This window comes from Pseudomonas sp. A014, assembly GCF_052378495.1.
In the GTDB taxonomy this organism is placed as follows: Bacteria; Pseudomonadota; Gammaproteobacteria; order Pseudomonadales; family Pseudomonadaceae; genus Aquipseudomonas; species Aquipseudomonas machongensis.
In genome coordinates this window covers 4,695,969-4,713,983 of sequence record NZ_CP199001.1, presented here as the reverse complement: position 1 = coordinate 4,713,983, position 18,015 = coordinate 4,695,969, and the positions used below count along the sequence as shown (strand labels likewise).

General features: G+C 63.5%; 16 protein-coding genes. 11 read left to right on the top strand and 5 right to left on the bottom strand.

Translation table 11 applies throughout. From position 1 onward, the window contains the following. Positions 1-36: 36 nt before the first annotated feature. Positions 37-1,911 (bottom strand): methyl-accepting chemotaxis protein, encoded by a 1,875-nt coding sequence (locus tag ACTYOL_RS21920; RefSeq protein ID WP_054893790.1) that lies wholly within the window; start codon positions 1,909-1,911, stop codon positions 37-39. A gap of 168 nt (positions 1,912-2,079) precedes the next feature. On the opposite strand from ACTYOL_RS21920, the gene ACTYOL_RS21915 reads away from it, so the two are divergent. Continuing rightward, the gene (locus tag ACTYOL_RS21915; protein ID WP_444757051.1) at positions 2,080-3,555 is read left to right on the top strand and encodes a helicase HerA-like domain-containing protein; all 1,476 of its coding nucleotides are present in this window, start codon (positions 2,080-2,082) and stop codon (positions 3,553-3,555) included. A gap of 58 nt (positions 3,556-3,613) precedes the next feature. Here the strand turns inward: ACTYOL_RS21915 and ACTYOL_RS21910 are convergent, their stop codons facing one another. Together ACTYOL_RS21910 and ACTYOL_RS21905 are read right to left on the bottom strand one after the other, a co-directional pair. After that, complete coding sequence (locus ACTYOL_RS21910) at positions 3,614-5,086, bottom strand: inorganic phosphate transporter (protein ID WP_054893788.1); 1,473 nt, start codon at positions 5,084-5,086, stop codon at positions 3,614-3,616. Between the two features lie 315 nt (positions 5,087-5,401). Continuing rightward, positions 5,402-5,602 (bottom strand): hypothetical protein, encoded by a 201-nt coding sequence (locus ACTYOL_RS21905; RefSeq protein ID WP_081255307.1) that lies wholly within the window; start codon positions 5,600-5,602, stop codon positions 5,402-5,404. Between the two features lie 415 nt (positions 5,603-6,017). Between ACTYOL_RS21905 and pcaR the strand changes: the two genes are divergently transcribed. The 9 genes from pcaR to pcaC all read left to right on the top strand — a co-directional run bounded on the left by pcaR (position 6,018) and on the right by pcaC (position 15,719). Next, positions 6,018-6,887, top strand: coding sequence for a pca regulon transcriptional regulator PcaR (pcaR, locus tag ACTYOL_RS21900; RefSeq protein WP_054893786.1), 870 nt, complete (start codon positions 6,018-6,020; stop codon positions 6,885-6,887). A gap of 302 nt (positions 6,888-7,189) precedes the next feature. Further along, the gene (locus ACTYOL_RS21895) at positions 7,190-8,536 is read left to right on the top strand and encodes an MFS transporter (RefSeq protein ID WP_063545964.1); all 1,347 of its coding nucleotides are present in this window, start codon (positions 7,190-7,192) and stop codon (positions 8,534-8,536) included. A 326-nt stretch (positions 8,537-8,862) separates the two neighbouring features. Then, positions 8,863-9,711 (top strand): CoA transferase subunit A, encoded by an 849-nt coding sequence (locus ACTYOL_RS21890; RefSeq protein ID WP_186667290.1) that lies wholly within the window; start codon positions 8,863-8,865, stop codon positions 9,709-9,711. Beyond that, positions 9,708-10,487, top strand: coding sequence for a CoA-transferase subunit beta (locus tag ACTYOL_RS21885; RefSeq protein ID WP_054893783.1), 780 nt, complete (start codon positions 9,708-9,710; stop codon positions 10,485-10,487). The genes ACTYOL_RS21890 and ACTYOL_RS21885 overlap by 4 nt, the downstream gene beginning before the upstream one ends. After that, positions 10,484-11,689 carry a 3-oxoadipyl-CoA thiolase gene (gene pcaF / locus ACTYOL_RS21880; protein ID WP_444758172.1) on the top strand — a complete coding sequence of 402 codons (1,206 nt, stop codon included), beginning with the start codon at positions 10,484-10,486 and terminating at the stop codon, positions 11,687-11,689. Before ACTYOL_RS21885 ends, pcaF begins: the two co-directional genes overlap by 4 nt. 172 nt (positions 11,690-11,861) lie before the next feature. Continuing rightward, positions 11,862-13,151, top strand: a complete 1,290-nt coding sequence (locus ACTYOL_RS21875; RefSeq protein WP_444757050.1) for an MFS family transporter — start codon at positions 11,862-11,864, stop codon at positions 13,149-13,151. Positions 13,152-13,160: 9 nt separating this feature from the next. Continuing rightward, complete coding sequence (locus ACTYOL_RS21870) at positions 13,161-14,513, top strand: 3-carboxy-cis,cis-muconate cycloisomerase (protein WP_065864245.1); 1,353 nt, start codon at positions 13,161-13,163, stop codon at positions 14,511-14,513. A gap of 11 nt (positions 14,514-14,524) precedes the next feature. Then, positions 14,525-15,316 (top strand): 3-oxoadipate enol-lactonase, encoded by a 792-nt coding sequence (gene pcaD / locus ACTYOL_RS21865; RefSeq protein ID WP_444757049.1) that lies wholly within the window; start codon positions 14,525-14,527, stop codon positions 15,314-15,316. A 10-nt stretch (positions 15,317-15,326) separates the two neighbouring features. Further along, the gene (pcaC, locus tag ACTYOL_RS21860) at positions 15,327-15,719 is read left to right on the top strand and encodes a 4-carboxymuconolactone decarboxylase (RefSeq protein WP_112899050.1); all 393 of its coding nucleotides are present in this window, start codon (positions 15,327-15,329) and stop codon (positions 15,717-15,719) included. 64 nt (positions 15,720-15,783) lie between these two features. Here pcaC and ACTYOL_RS21855 read toward each other — a convergent pair whose 3' ends face one another. Further along, positions 15,784-16,308: an Mpo1 family 2-hydroxy fatty acid dioxygenase gene (locus ACTYOL_RS21855; protein WP_444757048.1), complete on the bottom strand. Its 525-nt coding sequence runs from the start codon at positions 16,306-16,308 to the stop codon at positions 15,784-15,786. 92 nt (positions 16,309-16,400) lie between these two features. Here ACTYOL_RS21855 and ACTYOL_RS21850 point away from each other — a divergent pair, with 92 nt between their 5' ends. Further along, positions 16,401-17,096 (top strand): Crp/Fnr family transcriptional regulator, encoded by a 696-nt coding sequence (locus ACTYOL_RS21850; RefSeq protein WP_054894503.1) that lies wholly within the window; start codon positions 16,401-16,403, stop codon positions 17,094-17,096. Here ACTYOL_RS21850 and ACTYOL_RS21845 read toward each other — a convergent pair. After that, the gene (locus ACTYOL_RS21845; protein ID WP_112899049.1) at positions 16,996-17,979 is read right to left on the bottom strand and encodes a LysR family transcriptional regulator; all 984 of its coding nucleotides are present in this window, start codon (positions 17,977-17,979) and stop codon (positions 16,996-16,998) included. The genes ACTYOL_RS21850 and ACTYOL_RS21845 overlap by 101 nt on opposite strands. Positions 17,980-18,015 lie beyond the last annotated feature (36 nt).

Here is an 18,015-nt window from a genome sequence, read left to right as displayed (position 1 = left end):
CCGCCGCTCCCAGAGGTGCTGTACAGCCCTCAGGCGTCAGATACGGAAACTGCCCACCAGTTGCTTGAGGCGCGCGGCCTGCTGTTCCAGATCGGAGCAGGCGCGCAGGGTGGCCTGCAGGTTTTCCACGCCCTCCTGGTTGAGCGTGTTGATCTCGTTGATGTCCATGTTGATCGACTCCACCACCGAGGTCTGTTCCTCGGTGGCGGTGGCCACCGACTGGTTCATGCCGTCGATCTCGCCAATGCGCTGGGTCACACTGCCCAAGCGCTCGCCGGCCTGGTTGGCGATCTGCACGCCGTCCTGGCTGTGGCGTTGACTCTGGTCCATGGTCTCGACCGACGTGCGGGCGCCGACCTGCAACTCCTCGATCATCCCCTGGACCTGCTGCGCCGATTCCTGGGTACGGTGGGCGAGGTTGCGCACCTCGTCGGCCACCACCGCGAAGCCGCGGCCGGCCTCACCGGCACGGGCGGCCTCGATGGCCGCGTTCAGCGCCAGCAGGTTGGTCTGTTGGGAGATGCTGGTGATGACCTCGAGGATCTGGCCGATGTTCACGGTCTTGTCGTTGAGGGCCTCGATATGCGCGCTGGAACTGACGATCAGCGCCGACAGGCGGTTCATCGCCTGGATATTGTGCTCGACCACCTGCTGCCCTTCTTCGGCGAGCAATCGGGCAGAGCTGGCATGTTGCGAGGCTTGTGCGGCATTGCCAGCGATTTCCTGAGCCGCGGCGCCCAGCTCGTTGATGGCGGCGGCGACGCTGTTGGTGCGGTTGGCCTGCTCGTCCGAGTTGAGCATCGAGGAGTTGGAGGCGCTGACCACCCGCAGCGCCACTTCGTTGACCTGCTCGGTGGCCGAGGAGACTTCGCGAATCGAGCTGTGCACCCGTTCGACGAAGCGGTTGAATGCGCTGCCGAGCACACCGAACTCGTCATGGTTATGGATGTTCAGGCGCTTGGTCAGGTCGCCTTCACCTTCGGCGATGTCCTCCATGGCACGGGTCATGGTGTGCAGCGGTTGCATCAGCACGCGGATCAGCAGGCCGAGCAGGGCGATGATGATGACCACCGCCACCAGCGTGGCTATCACCGCCGAGTTACGGAAGGTGCTGAGCATGCTGAAGGCTTTGTCCTTGTCCACCGACAGGCCGATGTACCAGTTGGCCGAAGGCAGGCCCTGGATGGGCGTGAAGGTGAGCAGTCGCGCCTGGCCGTCGACCTGCACCTCGGTCAACTCGCGGGACAGTTTCGGAGTGTTCTGTGGGAAGGCCTCCGACAGCGATTTCATCACCAGGGCGTTGTCCGGGTGCACCAGGATCTTGCCCTGGTCGTTGACCAGGAACGCGTAGCCCATGCCGCCGAAGTTCAACGAGTTGATGATCTGTACCAGGCCGTCCAGCGCCAGGTCGCCGCCGACCACGCCGACATCGCTGGAAACCTTGTCGAGGATGCCCATGACCATCTTGTTGGTGGTCATGTCGATGTAGGGTTCGGTGAGGAGGGGGCCGCTGGCGGCCATGCCGTCCTTGTACCAGGGGCGTACGCGCGGGTCGTAGCCGTCGGGCATCTTGCTGTCGGGGCGCACGCTGAAGCTGCCGTCGACCTTGCCCAGGTAGACCGTGAGGAAACTGGAGATCAGCGCCTGTTGCCCCATCAGGGTTTCGGCATCGGCCGGATGCTGAGCGATATTCTGCGCAAGGTTTTCCACCAGCCGGATCCGCCCTTCGAACAGGTTGCGGATCGTGGTGGACGTGGACTGGCCCATTTCTGCCAGGTAACTCTCCAGATTGGCGCGAATGGCATTACGCTGGAGATAGTCGTTGTACAACGTGAACAGCGCAAAGGCCAGTATCACGATCAGAGAGGCCGCCAAGAGAATCTTGTGGCTGAAACGAAGGCTTTTGTTCATGACGTCGTCGGGTCCGCTAAGGTTTTATCGGGTCGCTCGCACGAAGCACAGCAGAAAACAGTGCAACAATCCGGTGAGCCTTGGTGGGTTGTGTCCTGTATTTCGGGTCAATATCGCCTCTGCATATCGGCCGCTTTTAGGCAAAGCTTGAGAAGAGGATGAAATAAGATGTCGGATTCTTCGCAAATCGTTGTAGGTGCCGGTCTAGACGGCATGCCGGTCAGCCAGGCCATGCGCTTGGCCAACCGCCATGGACTGGTCGCCGGAGCGACCGGCACCGGCAAGACCGTGACCCTGCAGCGTCTGGCCGAGGTGTTCAGCGACGCGGGTGTGGCGGTGTTCGCGGCAGACGTGAAAGGAGACCTGTGTGGCCTGGGGGCGGCGGGTTCGCCCCAGGGCAAGGTGGCCGAACGCATTGCCGGGATGCCGTGGCTCGCCCACCAGCCCAAGGCCTACCCGGTGAGCCTTTGGGACATCCCCGGGCAGAGTGGTCACCCGTTGCGCACTACCCTCAGCGAAATGGGCCCGTTGCTGCTGGGCAACCTGCTTGAACTGACCGACAGCCAGCAGGCGGCGCTCTATGCGGCGTTCAAGGTTGCCGACCGCGAGGGGCTGTTGCTGCTCGACCTGAAAGACCTCAAGGCGCTGCTTGGGCATCTGAAGGACAACCCGCAGCTGCTGGGCGAGGATAGCGCACTGATGACCACCGCTTCGACCCAAGCCTTGCAGCGGCGCCTGGCCACGCTGGAACAGCAGGGGGCCGAGGCGTTGTTCGGTGAGCCGGCGCTGCAACTGGAGGATCTGCTGCGGGTCGATAGCGATGGTCGCGGGCGCATCCACCTGCTTGACGCCAGCCGCCTGGTGCACGAGGCGCCAAAGGTCTATGCGACCTTCCTCCTGTGGCTGCTGGCCGAGCTGTTCGAGCAACTGCCGGAGCGCGGCGACGCCGACAAGCCGGTGCTTGCGCTGTTCTTCGACGAAGCGCACCTGCTGTTCAACGGGACACCCAAGGCCCTGCAGGATCGTCTGGAGCAGGTGGTGAGGCTTATCCGTTCGAAGGGTGTGGGGGTGTACTTCGTTACCCAGTCCCCGGCCGACCTGCCCGATGCCGTGCTGGCGCAGCTGGGCTTGCGCATCCAGCACGGGCTGCGGGCCTTCACTGCCAAGGAGCAGAAGTCGCTCAGGGCCGTGGCCGACGGTTTTCGCCCCAATCCTGCCTTCGATACCCTGACGGTGCTCACCGAACTGGGGATCGGCGAGGCGTTGGTGGGCACCTTGCAGGACAAGGGGACACCAGAGGTCGTCCAGCGCGTGCTGGTGGCGCCGCCGCAATCGCGGATCGGCCCGCTCACCACGGCGGAGCGCAGTGCACTGATCGCGCAATCGCCTCTGGCAGGACGTTATGACAAACCGATCGACCGTGAGTCGGCCTATGAGCTGCTGACCCAGCGCAAGGGCGAGCCGGTGGAGCCGGCGCCTCAGCCCAAGGCTGACGCAGACAGCCTGGCCGACAAGGCGGGTGAATTCTTGCAGAGTGCGGCAGGGCAGGCGATCAAGTCGGCGGTGCGTCAGGCCGCCAACCAGTTGGGCAGGCAACTGGTGCGAGGCTTGATGGGATCTTTGCTGGGAGGCAAGAAGCGCTGAGTTTCCCCAAGGCATGAAAAAGGCGCCGTCGCGGGCGCCTTTTTCAATGCTGCAGGTGTCAGCCGATCGCTTTGGAGGCGAGCCAGAACAGGCCAGCCGCCAGGCCCATCGAGGCTGGCAGGGTCAGTACCCAGGCCAGCAGGATGGTCTTCACCGTGCCGCCTTGCAGGCCGCTCTTGTTGGCGACCATGGTCCCGGCAACACCCGACGACAGTACGTGGGTGGTCGAGACCGGCAGGCTGAACACGTTGGCCATACCGATGGCGCAAGCTGCGGTGATCTGTGCCGACATACCCTGGGCGTAGGTCATGCCCTGCTTGCCGATCTTCTCGCCAACGGTCAGTACCACACGCTTCCAGCCGACCATGGTGCCCAGGCCCAAGGCCAGTGCGACGGCGACGATCACCCAGAACGGGGCGTATTCGGTGGTTGCGGTGAGGTCCTTGCGCAGTTTTTCCAGGTCGGCCTTCTCGCGGCTATCCAGCCCTGGCAGTTTTCCGACCTTTTTCGCGGTGTCGTCCAGGCACAGCAGGTAACGACGTACTTCCACACGCTGTTCGGCGTTCAGGTCACGGTAGTCGGTCACGCCCTGGAGCGAGGTCTGCAGCGCGGCAATGGTTGGCTCGGTCTGTTGCGGGTTGCAACTGAACTGCTCCGGCAGGTCGTTCGACTTGGCCTTGCCCAACGCCAGGAACTCGCCAAGCGTGGCGGCATTGCGCTGGTAGAACTGGCTCATGTGCAGGGTGGCGTCGCGGGTGCGCTCGATCTGGTAGGTGGTGCTGTTCAGGTCGAGAACGAACTTGGCCGGGACGATACCGATCAGCACCAGCATGATCAGGCCAATGCCTTTCTGGCCGTCGTTGGAGCCGTGCACGAAGCTCACGCCCATGGCCGAGATCACCAGCACCAGGCGGTTCCAGAAGGGTGGGTGCTTCTTGTCGTCGAGCTTGCGGCGCTGGTCCGGGGTCTTGTGCATCTTCGACAGCGGGCGCCACCATTTCAGGCCAATCAGCACCAGTGCGGCAACGGCGAAGCCGGCCATGGGCGAGACCACCAGCGACATGGCGATGTCGATCGCTTTCTGCCAGTTCACGCCGTCACCCAGCGGGATGTCGCTGAGCAGTGCGTTGGCCAGGCCAACCCCGAGAATCGAGCCGATCAGGGTGTGCGAGCTGGACGCCGGGATACCGAAATACCAGGTTCCCAGGTTCCAGGTGATGGCGGCGGCGAGCAGGGAGAAGACCATGGCCAGGCCATGCCCGGTGTTCACGTTGATCAGCAGCTCGACCGGCAGCAGGTGCACGATGGCATAGGCCACCCCGACACCGCCGAGCAGAACCCCGAGGAAGTTGAACACACCCGAGAAGAACACGGCCAGGTGCGGCGGCATGGCTTTGGTATAGATGACGGTGGCTACCGCGTTGGCGGTGTCATGAAAGCCATTGATGAACTCGAATGCGAGCACGAAGGTGAGGGCGAGCACCAGGCTCACGGCTACCCAGGCATCCAGTCCGCTGAATAAATCGATCATGAAGGTTTTCTGGCGGTCGTAGGGGGGCCGGATTATGCCAGAAAACCATGGCAATCGATGCACCCGTGACAGACAGATGGCAGCTTTTCTAATGCCGCCATGCCGGTTCGGCGGTAGGAAGCAAAGCGAAATCGACGAATAAAAAACCGTTAATTTCGTTGAAATGCAGCGAATACGCGATCAATCAAAGGGTTTCACGGGATTCAAACGATTGTATGAAATTTGTGTAATTCCATTTCATCATCGTCGATTGCAGAAAAAGCGCACGGCGCCATGGCGTTCAGCACCATGGCGCATTGCGATCACGCCCTGAGCTCAAGGCTCTTCGGGGCGCCGTTCCTTTTCCATCTTCTCCAGTTCCTCGGAGAAGGCTTGGTCAAGGAGGCTGGCACGTTTGCGCCAGGGTTTGCGTTCCGGTTCCGGTTGGGCAGCATAAGTGGTGACTTCACCACCATAAACATCCTTGTAACGTTCTGCCTGGCGCTCGAGTTCGGCGCGCAGTTCATCTTTCGTCACAGTATCGACCTGATAAATTGAAGAGGTTCTCGGTACGGGGCTGTAACACGCAGTGCGCGTGGATCCATTTCCCAGCGTGCATACAGACCCGAGCGCCGAATTATAACCGTCGAATCACCAATGGCCACGGCCTTTACTCGAGCCTGATCGTGCAATGGGAAGTTGACCCGTTGTACTTGGGAAGTTGGAGGCGACGTACCGAGTAAAGTTCGGATAAACAGTGCAGAAATGAAAACGGCCTCGCTGGTAAGCGAGGCCGCTGCCTTTAGTCTTCTACGGTGGGTACCTGACCAGTCTCTCCAAAGAAGCCACAAGGGCATGAGAAAGGTATAAGCAAACGTGTCGGCGGTCAATTGCGATTATCGGCCGCTTGTTCGATAATCGCACGAAGCGCCGTTTTTTTTGAGGTCTGCCGATGAACGATGAAACCAACGCTTCCACGCCCAGCGATCCGCAGCGTGCCGTCTCGCCTTCCCTGGCCCCGCCGATCGTCGCATCGCCGGCCAAGCGCATTCAGGCGTTCACCGGCGACCCCGACTTCATGACCTCTCTGGCCCGGGGGCTGGCGGTGATCCAGGCCTTCCAGGAGCGCAAGCGCCACCTGACCATTGCCCAGATCAGCCACCGCACGGAAATCCCCCGCGCCGCAGTGCGTCGTTGTCTGCACACCTTGATCAAACTCGGTTACGCCACTTCCGACGGACGTACCTATTCGTTGCTGCCCAAGGTGCTGACGCTGGGACATGCCTACCTCTCCTCGACGCCGCTGGCCGTCTCGGCCCAGCCCTACCTTGACCGTATCAGCGAGCAACTGCACGAAGCGGCGAACATGGCGACCCTCGAAGGCGACGACATTCTCTACATCGCCCGCTCGGCGACGGTGGAGCGTCTGATTTCGGTCGACCTGTCGGTGGGTGGCCGCCTACCGGCCTATTGCACCTCCATGGGCCGAATCCTCCTGGCGGCACTGGACGACACCAGCCTGCGCGAGTACTTCGAGCGCGCCGATCTCAAGGCTCGAACCAGCCGCACCTTGCATGATCCCGAGTCGCTGTTCGCCTGCATCCAACAGGTGCGCGCCCAGGGCTGGTGTGTGGTCGACCAGGAGCTGGAGCAGGGGCTGCGCTCGATCGCCGTGCCGATCTATGACGCTTCAGGGCAAGTGCTGGCAGCACTGAACGTCAGCACCCACGTCGGACGGGTGACGCGCAACGAACTGGAACAGCGCTTCTTGCCCATACTGTTGTCGGCCAGCCGCGATCTTTGCCATCAGTTGTTCGGTTGAGCGTCTGGGATGGCGCGCCGCCGCAATAGGTGGACAAGCGGTAGAACTATTCTTGTGCGATAAACGCACAATGTCGTTCCTCGTGAATTGCGCCCGCCGCAGGTGCTGATTAATGTTCTCGCAACGGTCGGCGCTGCCGACCGGACAATAACAACACGAGACAAGCCCATGACCACTGTCCCCTCGCTGCCTTGCGCAGTTGCATCGTTACCCAGCTGATTTCAACGCCCGTACCGGTTTCTTTAGCCCTGCGCCTTATTGGTCGCAGCGGTGTACCTGCGCCCATCTTCTGGATAACAACAATGAACAAACCGCAAACTGCTGTCGGCAACTGCCTCGATGTACAGTCGTTCATCAACGACCAGCCGCTGTCCCGCTATCAATGGCGGGTGGTGATCCTGTGCTTCCTGATTGTCTTCCTCGATGGCCTGGACACCGCAGCGATGGGGTTCATCGCTCCGGCGCTGTCCCAGGAGTGGGGGATCGACCGTGCCAGCCTGGGCCCGGTAATGAGCGCCGCACTGATTGGCATGGTCTTCGGTGCCCTGGGTTCCGGGCCGCTTGCAGACCGCTTCGGTCGCAAGGGCGTGCTGGTAGGCGCGGTACTGGTGTTCGGCGGTTTCAGCCTGGCCTCGGCGTACGCCAGCAATGTCGATCAACTGCTGGTGCTGCGTTTCCTGACAGGCCTCGGCCTGGGCGCTGGCATGCCCAATGCCACGACCCTGCTATCCGAATACACCCCGGAGCGCTTGAAGTCGCTGCTGGTGACCAGCATGTTCTGCGGCTTCAACCTGGGCATGGCGGGTGGTGGCTTCATCTCTGCCAAGCTTATCCCAGCCTACGGCTGGCACAGCCTGCTGGTGCTGGGCGGTGTGCTGCCGTTGCTGCTGGCGGTGGTGCTGCTGGTGTGGTTGCCGGAGTCGGCGCGTTTTCTGGTGGTGCGCAATCGCGGCACCGACAAGGTGCGCAAGACGCTTGCCCCGATCGCTCCGGCCGTGGTTGCCCAGGCTGCGAGCTTCAGCGTACCGGAGCAGAAGGCCGTGGCTGCGCGCAACGTTTTCGCGGTCATCTTCTCTGGCACATATGGCCTGGGCACCGTGCTGCTATGGCTGACCTACTTCATGGGCCTGGTGATCGTCTACCTGCTGACCAGTTGGCTGCCGACGCTGATGCGCGACAGTGGCGCCAGCCTTGAAACGGCAGCCTTCATCGGTGCGCTGTTCCAGTTCGGCGGCGTACTCAGCGCCGTGGCGGTGGGCTGGGCGATGGACCGCTTCAATCCGCACAAGGTCATCGGCATCTTCTACCTGCTGGCCGGGGTGTTTGCCTACGCGGTGGGTCAAAGCCTGGGCAACATCACGTTGCTGGCTATTCTGGTGCTGGTCGCGGGGATGTGCGTGAACGGAGCACAGTCGGCGATGCCTTCGCTGGCAGCGCGCTTCTATCCGACCCAGGGGCGTGCCACGGGGGTGTCGTGGATGCTGGGCATTGGCCGTTTCGGCGCGATTCTCGGAGCCTGGAGCGGGGCGACGCTGCTGGGGCTGGGCTGGACTTTCGAGCAGGTGCTGACCGCGCTCCTGGTGCCGGCCGCGCTGGCGACCGTCGGGGTTATCGTCAAAGGCTTGGTGAGTCACGCTGACGCCACCTGATCAGGCCTTGGGGGGGCCTTTTCGCGGGCAAGCCCGCTTCCACAGGGATGGACTGCCCCCAAGAAGTTGGACACAAATCCAACCCTTGGGGCAGTCGAGGGATTGGGCTGGCCTTTAGATTTTGAGCAAGACAGTTACTCCCTTGTGGGAGCGGGCTTGCCTGCGAAAAGGTCGCCACCCGTCATCATCGGTAACGCATTCAAATCGTTCGATAACCGCACAAAAGGTCGATTATCGGATTGTTTCCCCACCCCCGGTCTCCTTAATCTGAGCCCATCGCAGCGACGCTGCACTCAAACCCGACTCAGCCTGACCAGGAGTCTCCAATGGCAGCAATCCTCTCGCTTCATGATGCCGTGAAGCAGTTCGTCCACGACGGCGACAGCGTTGCCCTCGAAGGTTTCACCCACCTGATTCCGACCGCCGCCGGTCACGAAATCATCCGCCAGGGCAAACGCGACCTCACGCTGGTGCGCATGACGCCGGACCTGATCTACGACCAACTGATCGGTGCCGGTTGTGCGCGCAAACTGATCTTCTCGTGGGGTGGCAACCCTGGGGTCGGCTCGCTGCATCGCCTGCGCGACGCCGTGGAGAAACAATGGCCGCACGCGATCGAGATCGAAGAGCACAGCCATGCCGACCTGGCCAACGCCTACGTTGCCGGCGCCTCCGGCCTGCCGTTCGCGGTATTGCGTGCCTACGCCGGCTCCGACCTGCCCAAGGTCAACCCTCTGATCAAGTCGGTCACTTGCCCGTTCACGGGCGAAGTGCTGGCTGCCGTGCCTTCGGTTCGCCCGGATGTCACCGTGATCCACGCGCAGAAAGCCGACCGCAAGGGCAACGTGCTGCTGTGGGGCATCCTCGGGGTGCAGAAGGAAGCGGCCCTGGCCGCCAAGCGCTGCATCGTCACAGTCGAGGAAATCGTCGACGACCTGCAAGCGCCGATGAACGCCTGCGTACTGCCGACCTGGGCGCTCAGCGCAGTGTGCCTGGTACCGGGCGGCGCGCACCCGTCCTACGCCCATGGCTACTACGAGCGTGACAACCGCTTCTACCAGGCCTGGGACCCGATCGCGCGCAACCGCGAATCCTTCACGGCCTGGATCGACACCTACATTCGCGGTACCACCGACTTCACCGAATTCAAGCGCAAGCTGGAGGCTGCACAATGAGCTACTCCACCTCCGAAATGATGACCGTGGCCGCGGCCCGTCGCCTGCGTAACGGCGCCGTCTGCTTCGTGGGGATCGGCCTGCCGTCCAAGGCCGCCAACCTGGCGCGCCTGACCTCGTCGCCTGACGTGGTGCTGATCTATGAGTCTGGCCCGATCGGTGCCAAACCGAGTGTGTTGCCGCTGTCGATCGGCGATGGCGAGTTGGCTGAGACCGCTGACACGGTGGTGCCGACCGGCGAGATCTTCCGCTATTGGCTGCAGGGCGGTCGTATCGATGTGGGCTTCCTCGGCGCCGCCCAGGTCGACCGCTTCGGCAACATCAACACCACCGTGGTCGGTGATTACCACGCGCCCAAGACTCGCCTGCCGGGCGCGGGCGGTGCGCCAGAGATCGCAGGCTCCGCCAAGCAGGTGCTGATCATTCTGAAGCAGTCGCCGCGCGCTTTCGTCGACAAGCTCGACTTCATCACCTCGGTCGGGCACGGCGAGGGCGGCGATTCGCGCAAGCGCCTGGGCCTGCCCGGCGAGGGGCCGGTGGGCATCATCACCGACCTGTGCATCATGGAGCCGGAAGTCGGCACCCACGAATTCGTCGTTACCTCGATCCATCCGGGCGTGACCCGCGAACAGATCGTCGCCGCCACCGGCTGGGCGATTCGCTTTGCCGATGACGTGCAGGCCACCGCCGAGCCGAGCGAGACAGAATTGACCGCTCTGCGTGATCTTGAAGCCCGTACTGCAGCAGCCCATGGCCAGAGCGCAGGAGAAGCCTGATGCGTGACGTATTCATCTGCGACGCGATCCGTACCCCGATTGGCCGTTTCGGCGGCGCCTTGGCTGGTGTGCGCGCCGACGACCTGGCGGCGGTGCCGCTCAAGGCGCTGGTCGAGCGCAACCCGCAGGTTCGCTGGGATCAGCTCGACGAAGTGTTTCTCGGCTGCGCCAACCAGGCCGGCGAGGATAACCGCAACGTCGCGCGCATGGCGCTGCTGCTGGCTGGCCTGCCCGAGAGCATTCCCGGCGTGACCCTCAACCGCCTCTGCGCTTCGGGCATGGATGCGGTCGGCACGGCGTTTCGCGCCATCGCCAGTGGCGAGATGGAGCTGGCCATCGCCGGTGGCGTCGAGTCGATGTCGCGCGCGCCGTTCGTGATGGGCAAGGCCGAGAGTGGCTACTCGCGCAGCATGAAGCTTGAAGACACCACCATCGGCTGGCGCTTCATCAACCCGTTGATGAAGGCTCAGTACGGTGTCGATGCCATGCCTGAGACTGCGGACAACGTTGCCGACGATTACCGGGTCTCGCGTGCCGACCAGGATGCCTTCGCCCTGCGCAGCCAGCAGAAGGCCGCCGCCGCGCAGGCAGCAGGTTTCTTCGCCGAAGAGATCGTGCCGGTGCGTATCGTCCACAAGAAGGGCGAAACCCTGGTCGAGCAGGATGAACACCTGCGCCCGGACACCACCCTGGAAGCGTTGGCCCGGCTCAAACCGGTCAATGGCGCGGACAAGACCGTCACTGCTGGCAATGCGTCGGGTGTGAACGATGGCGCCGCGGCGCTGATCCTGGCATCGGCCGATGCGGTGAAGAAACACGGCCTGACCCCACGTGCCCGTGTCCTGGGCATGGCCAGTGCCGGCGTGGCGCCGCGGGTGATGGGCATAGGCCCCGTGCCTGCGGTGCGCAAGCTCACCGAGCGCCTGGGTATCGCCGTGGCTGATTTCGATGTGATCGAACTCAACGAAGCCTTTGCCAGCCAGGGCCTGGCGGTGCTGCGCGAGCTGGGCGTGGCGGACGATGCGCCACAGGTCAACCCCAATGGCGGAGCGATCGCCCTGGGGCATCCGCTGGGCATGAGCGGCGCGCGGCTGGTGCTGACGGCGCTGCACCAACTGGAAAAGAGCGGCGGGCGCAAGGGCCTGGCAACCATGTGTGTCGGCGTGGGGCAGGGGTTGGCGCTGGCCATCGAGCGGGTTTGACCTGTGCCGTCCTCTTCGTGGGCAAGCCGCTCACGCCATCCTGTGGGAGCGGGCTTGCCCGCGAAGAGGCCGGACCTGCAAGACATAAGGCTAATGGTCAGCCCCCAAGCGGAACGAGAGTGTTACCGGGTATGTCTAGAATTGATGGTAACCCTCGAGGAGTAAGCACGCCATGACCGCAATCCATTACACGGGCGAGGAGCGTAAAAGCCGTATCTTCGCCATCGTCGGGGCTTCTTCCGGCAACCTGGTGGAGTGGTTCGACTTCTATGTCTATGCCTTCTGCGCCATTTACTTCGCCCCGGCGTTCTTCCCCTCCGACGACCCCACGGTGCAGTTGCTCAACACGGCCGGGGTGTTCGCCGCAGGCTTTCTGATGCGCCCTATCGGTGGCTGGATTTTCGGCCGTCTGGCCGACCGTCACGGGCGCAAGAACTCGTTGATGATCTCGGTGTTGATGATGTGCGCAGGCTCGTTGCTGATCGCCTGCCTGCCGACCTATTCGAGCATCGGTACCTGGGCTCCGGCGCTGCTGCTGTTTGCGCGACTGGTCCAGGGCCTGTCGGTCGGCGGTGAGTACGGCACCACCGCGACCTACATGAGTGAGGTGGCCCTGCGCGGCCAGCGTGGATTCTTCGCCTCGTTCCAGTACGTCACCCTGATCGGCGGCCAGTTGCTGGCGGTGCTGGTGGTGGTGATCCTGCAGCAATTGCTCACTGAAGAAGAACTGCGCGCCTGGGGCTGGCGCATTCCGTTCGTGGTCGGCGCCGTCGCCGCGCTGATTTCGCTGATGCTGCGCCGATCGCTGAAAGAGACCAGCAGTGCCGAGACTCGCCAGGATAAAGATGCCGGCAGCGTCAGTGGCCTGTTCCGCAACCACGCCGCAGCCTTCATCACGGTGCTGGGCTATACCGCTGGCGGTTCGTTGATCTTCTACACCTTCACCACCTACATGCAGAAGTACCTGGTCAACACGGCCGGCATGAACGCCAAGAGCGCCAGCTTCGTGATGACTGGCGCGCTGTTCCTGTTCATGATCCTGCAGCCACTGTTCGGCATGTTGTCCGACCGTATCGGCCGACGTAACTCGATGCTGTTGTTCGGCGCGCTGGGCACTCTGTTCACCGTGCCGTTGCTGATGGCGCTCAAGACCGTGACCAGCCCGTTCATGGCCTTCGTGCTGGTGACCCTCGCGCTGTGCATCGTCAGTTTCTATACCTCCATCAGCGGCCTGGTGAAGGCCGAGATGTTCCCACCTCAGGTGCGTGCCTTGGGTGTGGGCCTGGCCTATGCCGTGGCCAACGCGGTCTTCGGCGGTTCGGCCGAATACGTCGCCCTGGGCTTGAAGACGCTGGGGATGGAGAACACTTTCTACTGGTACGTGACCGCCATGATGGCAGCGGCCTTCCTGTTCAGCCTGCGCCTGCCCAAGCAGGCGGCGTACCTGCACCATGATCACTAAGGACGTTGCATGAGCAACCAACTGTTCGATGCCTACTTCACCGCCCCGGCCATGCGCGAGGTGTTCAGCGACCATGGCCGCCTGCAGGGCATGCTCGACTTCGAGGCTGCCCTGGCGCGCGCCGAGGCTGACGCAGGGCTGGTGCCGCACACCGCGGTGGCAGCCATCGAGGCGGCATGCAAGGCCGAGCGCTATGACGTGCAAGCGCTGGCGCAGGCCATTGCGGTGGCTGGCAACTCGGCGATCCCGCTGGTCAAGGCACTGGGCAAGGTGGTTGCCAGTGGCGTGCCGGAGGCCGAGCGTTATGTGCACCTGGGGGCTACCAGCCAGGATGCGATGGACACTGGCCTGGTTCTGCAACTGCGTGATGCCCTGGGGTTGATCGAGGCAGATCTGGAAAAGCTCGCCGACACCCTCGCACGCCAGGCTTTGCTGCATGCCGACACGCCGCTGGTGGGGCGCACCTGGCTGCAGCACGCCACGCCTGTGACGCTGGGCATGAAGCTGGCCGGTATGCTCGGGGCGTTGACCCGTCACCGCCAGCGCTTGCAGGAGCTGCGTCCGCGCCTGTTGTGCCTGCAATTCGGGGGGGCCTCTGGCAGCCTTGCGGCGCTGGGCAGCAAGGCATTGCCGGTGGCCGAGGCGCTGGCGGCACAACTTGGCCTCGCCTTGCCCGAGCAGCCCTGGCACACCCAGCGCGACCGCCTGGTGGAGTTCGCCTCGGTGCTGGGCCTGATTGCCGGCAGCCTGGGCAAATTCGGTCGCGATATCAGCCTGTTGATGCAGACCGAGGCTGGCGAGGTGTTCGAGCCTGCTGCGCCGGGCAAGGGCGGCTCTTCGACCATGCCGCACAAGCGCAACCCTGTGGGTGCAGCGGTGCTGATCGGCGCCGCGACCCGCGTGCCGGGGCTGCTGTCGACGCTGTTCGCCGCCATGCCCCAGGAGCACGAGCGTAGCCTGGGCCTGTGGCATGCCGAATGGGAGACCCTGCCAGACATCTGCTGCCTGGTCTCCGGCGCCCTGCGCCAGGCACAACTGATCGCCGAGGGCATGGAGGTGGACGCCGAGCGCATGCGCCGCAACCTTGAACTGACTCAAGGCCTGGTGCTGGCCGAAGCGGTGAGCATCGTGCTGGCCCAGCGTCTGGGGCGCGACAAGGCCCATCACCTGCTTGAGCAATGCTGCCAGCGCGCGGTAGCCGAACAGCGCCACCTGCGTGCCGTGCTCGGCGACGAGCCACAGGTCACCGAACAGCTGTCTGGCGAAGCGCTCGACCAGTTGCTCGACCCTGCCCATTACCTCGGCCAGGCCCGCGTCTGGGTGGCGCGTGCTGTGGCTGAACATCAACGTTTCACTGCTTGAAGGAGACCGCTGTGGCGCATTTGCAACTGGTCGATGGCGTATTGAACTACCAACTCGAAGGCCCCGAGCACGCCCCCGTGCTGGTGCTGTCCAACTCGCTGGGCACCAACCTGCACATGTGGGATACCCAGATGCCGCTGTGGACCGAACACTTTCGAGTACTGCGCTACGACACGCGCGGTCATGGCGATTCGCTGGTCACCGAAGGGCCGTACAGCATCGAACAACTGGGGCGTGATGTGCTGGCGCTGCTGGATGCTCTGCAGATCGAGCGCGCGCATTTCTGTGGGTTGTCGATGGGCGGCCTGATCGGTCAGTGGCTCGGCATCAATGCAGGTGAGCGTTTGCAGCGTCTGGTGGTGTGCAACACGGCGGCGAAGATCGGATCGCCTGAAACCTGGAATCCGCGCATCGAAATGGTCTTGCGCGACGGCGCCGAGGCCATGCGTGGGTTGCGTGATGCGTCCATCGAGCGCTGGTTCACCCCGGCGTGGTCGAGCGAGCACGCGGATCAGGTCAAGCGCATCACCGACATGCTCGCAACCACTTCGCCACAGGGCTATGCCGCCAACTGCTGTGCGGTGCGCGATGCCGATTTCCGCGATCAGTTGGGAGCGATCAGCGCGCCGCTGCTGGTGATTTCCGGGGAGGCCGATGCGGTGACGCCGCCCTCGGGTGGCCTGTACATCCAAGAGCATGTGGCAGGCGCCGAGTACACCGGCTTCCTGGCTGCGCACCTGTCCAATGTCGAGGTCGGCGAGGCGTTCAGCCGTCGCGTGCTCGATTTCCTGTTGGCCCGCTGAGGAGTACGCCATGGATGAGAAACAACGTTACGACGCTGGCATGCAGGTGCGTCGTGCGGTGCTGGGCGATGCCCATGTGGACCGCAGCCTGGAGAAACTCAACGACTTCAATGGCGAGTTCCAGGAGATGATCACGCGCCACGCCTGGGGCGATATCTGGACCCGCCCGGGGTTGCCACGCCACACCCGCAGCCTGATTACCATCGCCATGTTGATTGGCATGAACCGCAACGAGGAACTCAAGTTGCACCTGCGCGCGGCGGCCAACAATGGCGTGACCCGCGAGGAGATCAAGGAAGTGATCATGCAGAGCGCGATCTATTGCGGGATCCCGGCGGCCAATGCGACCTTCCACCTGGCCGAGTCGGTGTGGGATGAGCTTGGGGTCGAGTCGCGGGCCTAGGCCATAGATCCCCACTGAATTCTTCGCGGGCAAGCCCGCGAAGAATTCAGCACTGTTCCAGCATCTACACCGCCGCCTTCTTCCCGCGCACCGCTACCGGCCCGGCATGGGCTTCCACCTGCTGCCTCAGACCGGCACACAGCCCAAGCATGAACGCCAGTTCTGCAACCACGAACAGTGGCCCGATGATCAAGCCGCTGACATCGTCGACGAAGGCGGGTTTCCTGCCCTCGTAGGCATGCCCGACGAACTGGATGATCCAGCCCAGCACGAAGGCCCCGAGCCCGGCACTCAGCCACAGCCCGGTGCTTTGCAGCGCCAGCCATTCGCCTGCCCACAGGCACAGCCCCAGCAACACGCCCATCACCAGCCCGAAGCGCAGGTCCAGGCGCAGGTAGAACCACACCGACGCTGCCGCCACCAGCAGCGCTGGCGACATCCAGATGCCGGCGACAGGCCAGCCGGGTCGTGACAGCAGGATGCTGACCGCCAGCACGATCAACGGAATGCCGACGAAGTGCGTGGCGATGTTGCGCGGGTCGCGATGATAGGCCGCGTATTGACTCAGGTGTTCGACGAGGTTTTTCATTGTTGTTCCTCCATCAGGGGTAGCGACAGCTTGCCCCGTTCATCCGCCGTCGTCTGTCGCCTGGCCGACAGAGTCCGTTCAGAAGAGGTGTCATGGACAACCCCCAAGCCTGGCGTGCGCAGTTGAGCCACGGCCAGTGGTTTCGGCAGTTGCCCGCTCAGGTTCAGGATAGCCTGCTGGCATTGGCGCGTTCACGTGAGCTGGCGGCCGGACAGTGCCTGTTCCAGCGTGGTGATCCGCCCTGCGGTTTGTATGCGGTGCTGGAGGGCGCCATGCGCGTCGGTGCGGTCAGCCGTGAGGGCAAGGAAGCGCTGTTGACGTTGGTCGAGCCGCCTTACTGGTTCGGCGAGATCAGCTTGTTCGACGGCCAGCCACGCACTCACGATGCCTTTGCCGAAGGTGTCACGCAGCTGTTGTGGATCCCTCAGGCCGCGCTGCTCGACTGGTTGGCGCAGCATCCGCAGCACTGGCGCGACCTGGCTTTGCTGATGAGCCACAAGCTGCGCTGGGTGTTCGTCGCGCTTGAGCAGCAGCACTTGCTGGCCGCGGGGCCGCGTGTGGCCCATCGGCTGTTGCAGATCGCCGAAGGCTATGGCGAGCGCGATGTTGCCCAATGGCGCCTGCAATTGTCGCAGGAGCAACTGGCGCTGATGCTGTCCCTGTCGCGCCAGACCATCAACCAGATCCTCAAGGCGCTGGAGCAGGCGGGGGTGGTGCAACTGGGCTATGGCGAAGTGCTGATCCTCGATGCGCCGAGGCTGCGGGAGATGGCCGCGCATCCAGGCTGACCAAGGTATCGATCATCGCCCGTGCTGCCGGTGACAGGCGATAGCCGCTGCGGCTGATCACCCCGCAACGCACGCTCAGCACTTCCAGCCCCGGCGGCAGGTTGCGCCAGTGCAGGCGTACCAGGCGCCCCGCGGCCAGGTCCTCGGCCACGGCTTCCTCGCTGGCGCTGCCGAGAGTATCGCTGGCCAGCACCACGCTGCGCAGCACTGCCAGGTGTTCGGTCTGCAGGTGTGGGATGAAGTCGCTGCGTCCGCTGAGATTGGCCAGGCGCTTGCGTACACCGGGGGTGAGCAGGGCGCTGGCCAGGGGGTAGGCGAACAGATCGTTGGTCGACAGGCTGTCCTTGGCCAGCAGCGGATGGCCGGGGCGGCAGAAGAACAGGCCCGGGCGCGGGTTGAGGGGCTCGGTGTGGAAGTTGGGGTCGGCCTCGAAGGGGCGGATATCGTCGACGAAAAACTCGATCTGCTCGCGGCGCAGGGCCTGGCCCAGACGTTCGGCATTGTCCACCAGCAGCTCGGTGCGAATCCCCGGATGCTGGGTGATGAACTGCTGCAGGGCGTCGGGTACCAGTCGTGCAGCCAGGGCTGGGCCGCTGCCGAAATGCAGTTCGCCGGCGTCGAGCTTGGTCATCTGCAGCACGTCGTTGCTCAGTTGTGCGGCCCCCTGAACCAGGCGCCGGGCATGTTGCAGCACCACCTGGCCTTCGGGGGTCGGTTGCAGCGCCTTGTTGCCGCGATCGACCAGGGCGCAGCCGAATTCCTGCTCCAGGCCCTGGATGGCGCGACTGAACGCGGGTTGGGTAATGCCCATGGCTTCGGCAGCGCGGACGAAGCTGCGGTACTCGGTGAGGGCGATGAAATAGCGCAGTTGGCGAAGGTCCATATCGAGATTCTGCGGAGTAGAGAGGGCTCGTTTTAG

Coding starts and splice junctions, on each gene's coding strand:
- ACTYOL_RS21920 (WP_054893790.1), bottom strand. CDS start 1,911: ATGAACAAAAGCCTTCGTTTCAGCCACAAGATTCTCTTGGCGGCCTCT.
- ACTYOL_RS21915 (WP_444757051.1), top strand. CDS start 2,080: ATGTCGGATTCTTCGCAAATCGTTGTAGGTGCCGGTCTAGACGGCATG.
- ACTYOL_RS21910 (WP_054893788.1), bottom strand. CDS start 5,086: ATGATCGATTTATTCAGCGGACTGGATGCCTGGGTAGCCGTGAGCCTG.
- pcaR (WP_054893786.1), top strand. CDS start 6,018: ATGAACGATGAAACCAACGCTTCCACGCCCAGCGATCCGCAGCGTGCC.
- ACTYOL_RS21895 (WP_063545964.1), top strand. CDS start 7,190: ATGAACAAACCGCAAACTGCTGTCGGCAACTGCCTCGATGTACAGTCG.
- ACTYOL_RS21890 (WP_186667290.1), top strand. CDS start 8,863: ATGGCAGCAATCCTCTCGCTTCATGATGCCGTGAAGCAGTTCGTCCAC.
- ACTYOL_RS21885 (WP_054893783.1), top strand. CDS start 9,708: ATGAGCTACTCCACCTCCGAAATGATGACCGTGGCCGCGGCCCGTCGC.
- ACTYOL_RS21875 (WP_444757050.1), top strand. CDS start 11,862: ATGACCGCAATCCATTACACGGGCGAGGAGCGTAAAAGCCGTATCTTC.
- ACTYOL_RS21870 (WP_065864245.1), top strand. CDS start 13,161: ATGAGCAACCAACTGTTCGATGCCTACTTCACCGCCCCGGCCATGCGC.
- pcaC (WP_112899050.1), top strand. CDS start 15,327: ATGGATGAGAAACAACGTTACGACGCTGGCATGCAGGTGCGTCGTGCG.
- ACTYOL_RS21855 (WP_444757048.1), bottom strand. CDS start 16,308: ATGAAAAACCTCGTCGAACACCTGAGTCAATACGCGGCCTATCATCGC.
- ACTYOL_RS21850 (WP_054894503.1), top strand. CDS start 16,401: ATGGACAACCCCCAAGCCTGGCGTGCGCAGTTGAGCCACGGCCAGTGG.
- ACTYOL_RS21845 (WP_112899049.1), bottom strand. CDS start 17,979: ATGGACCTTCGCCAACTGCGCTATTTCATCGCCCTCACCGAGTACCGC.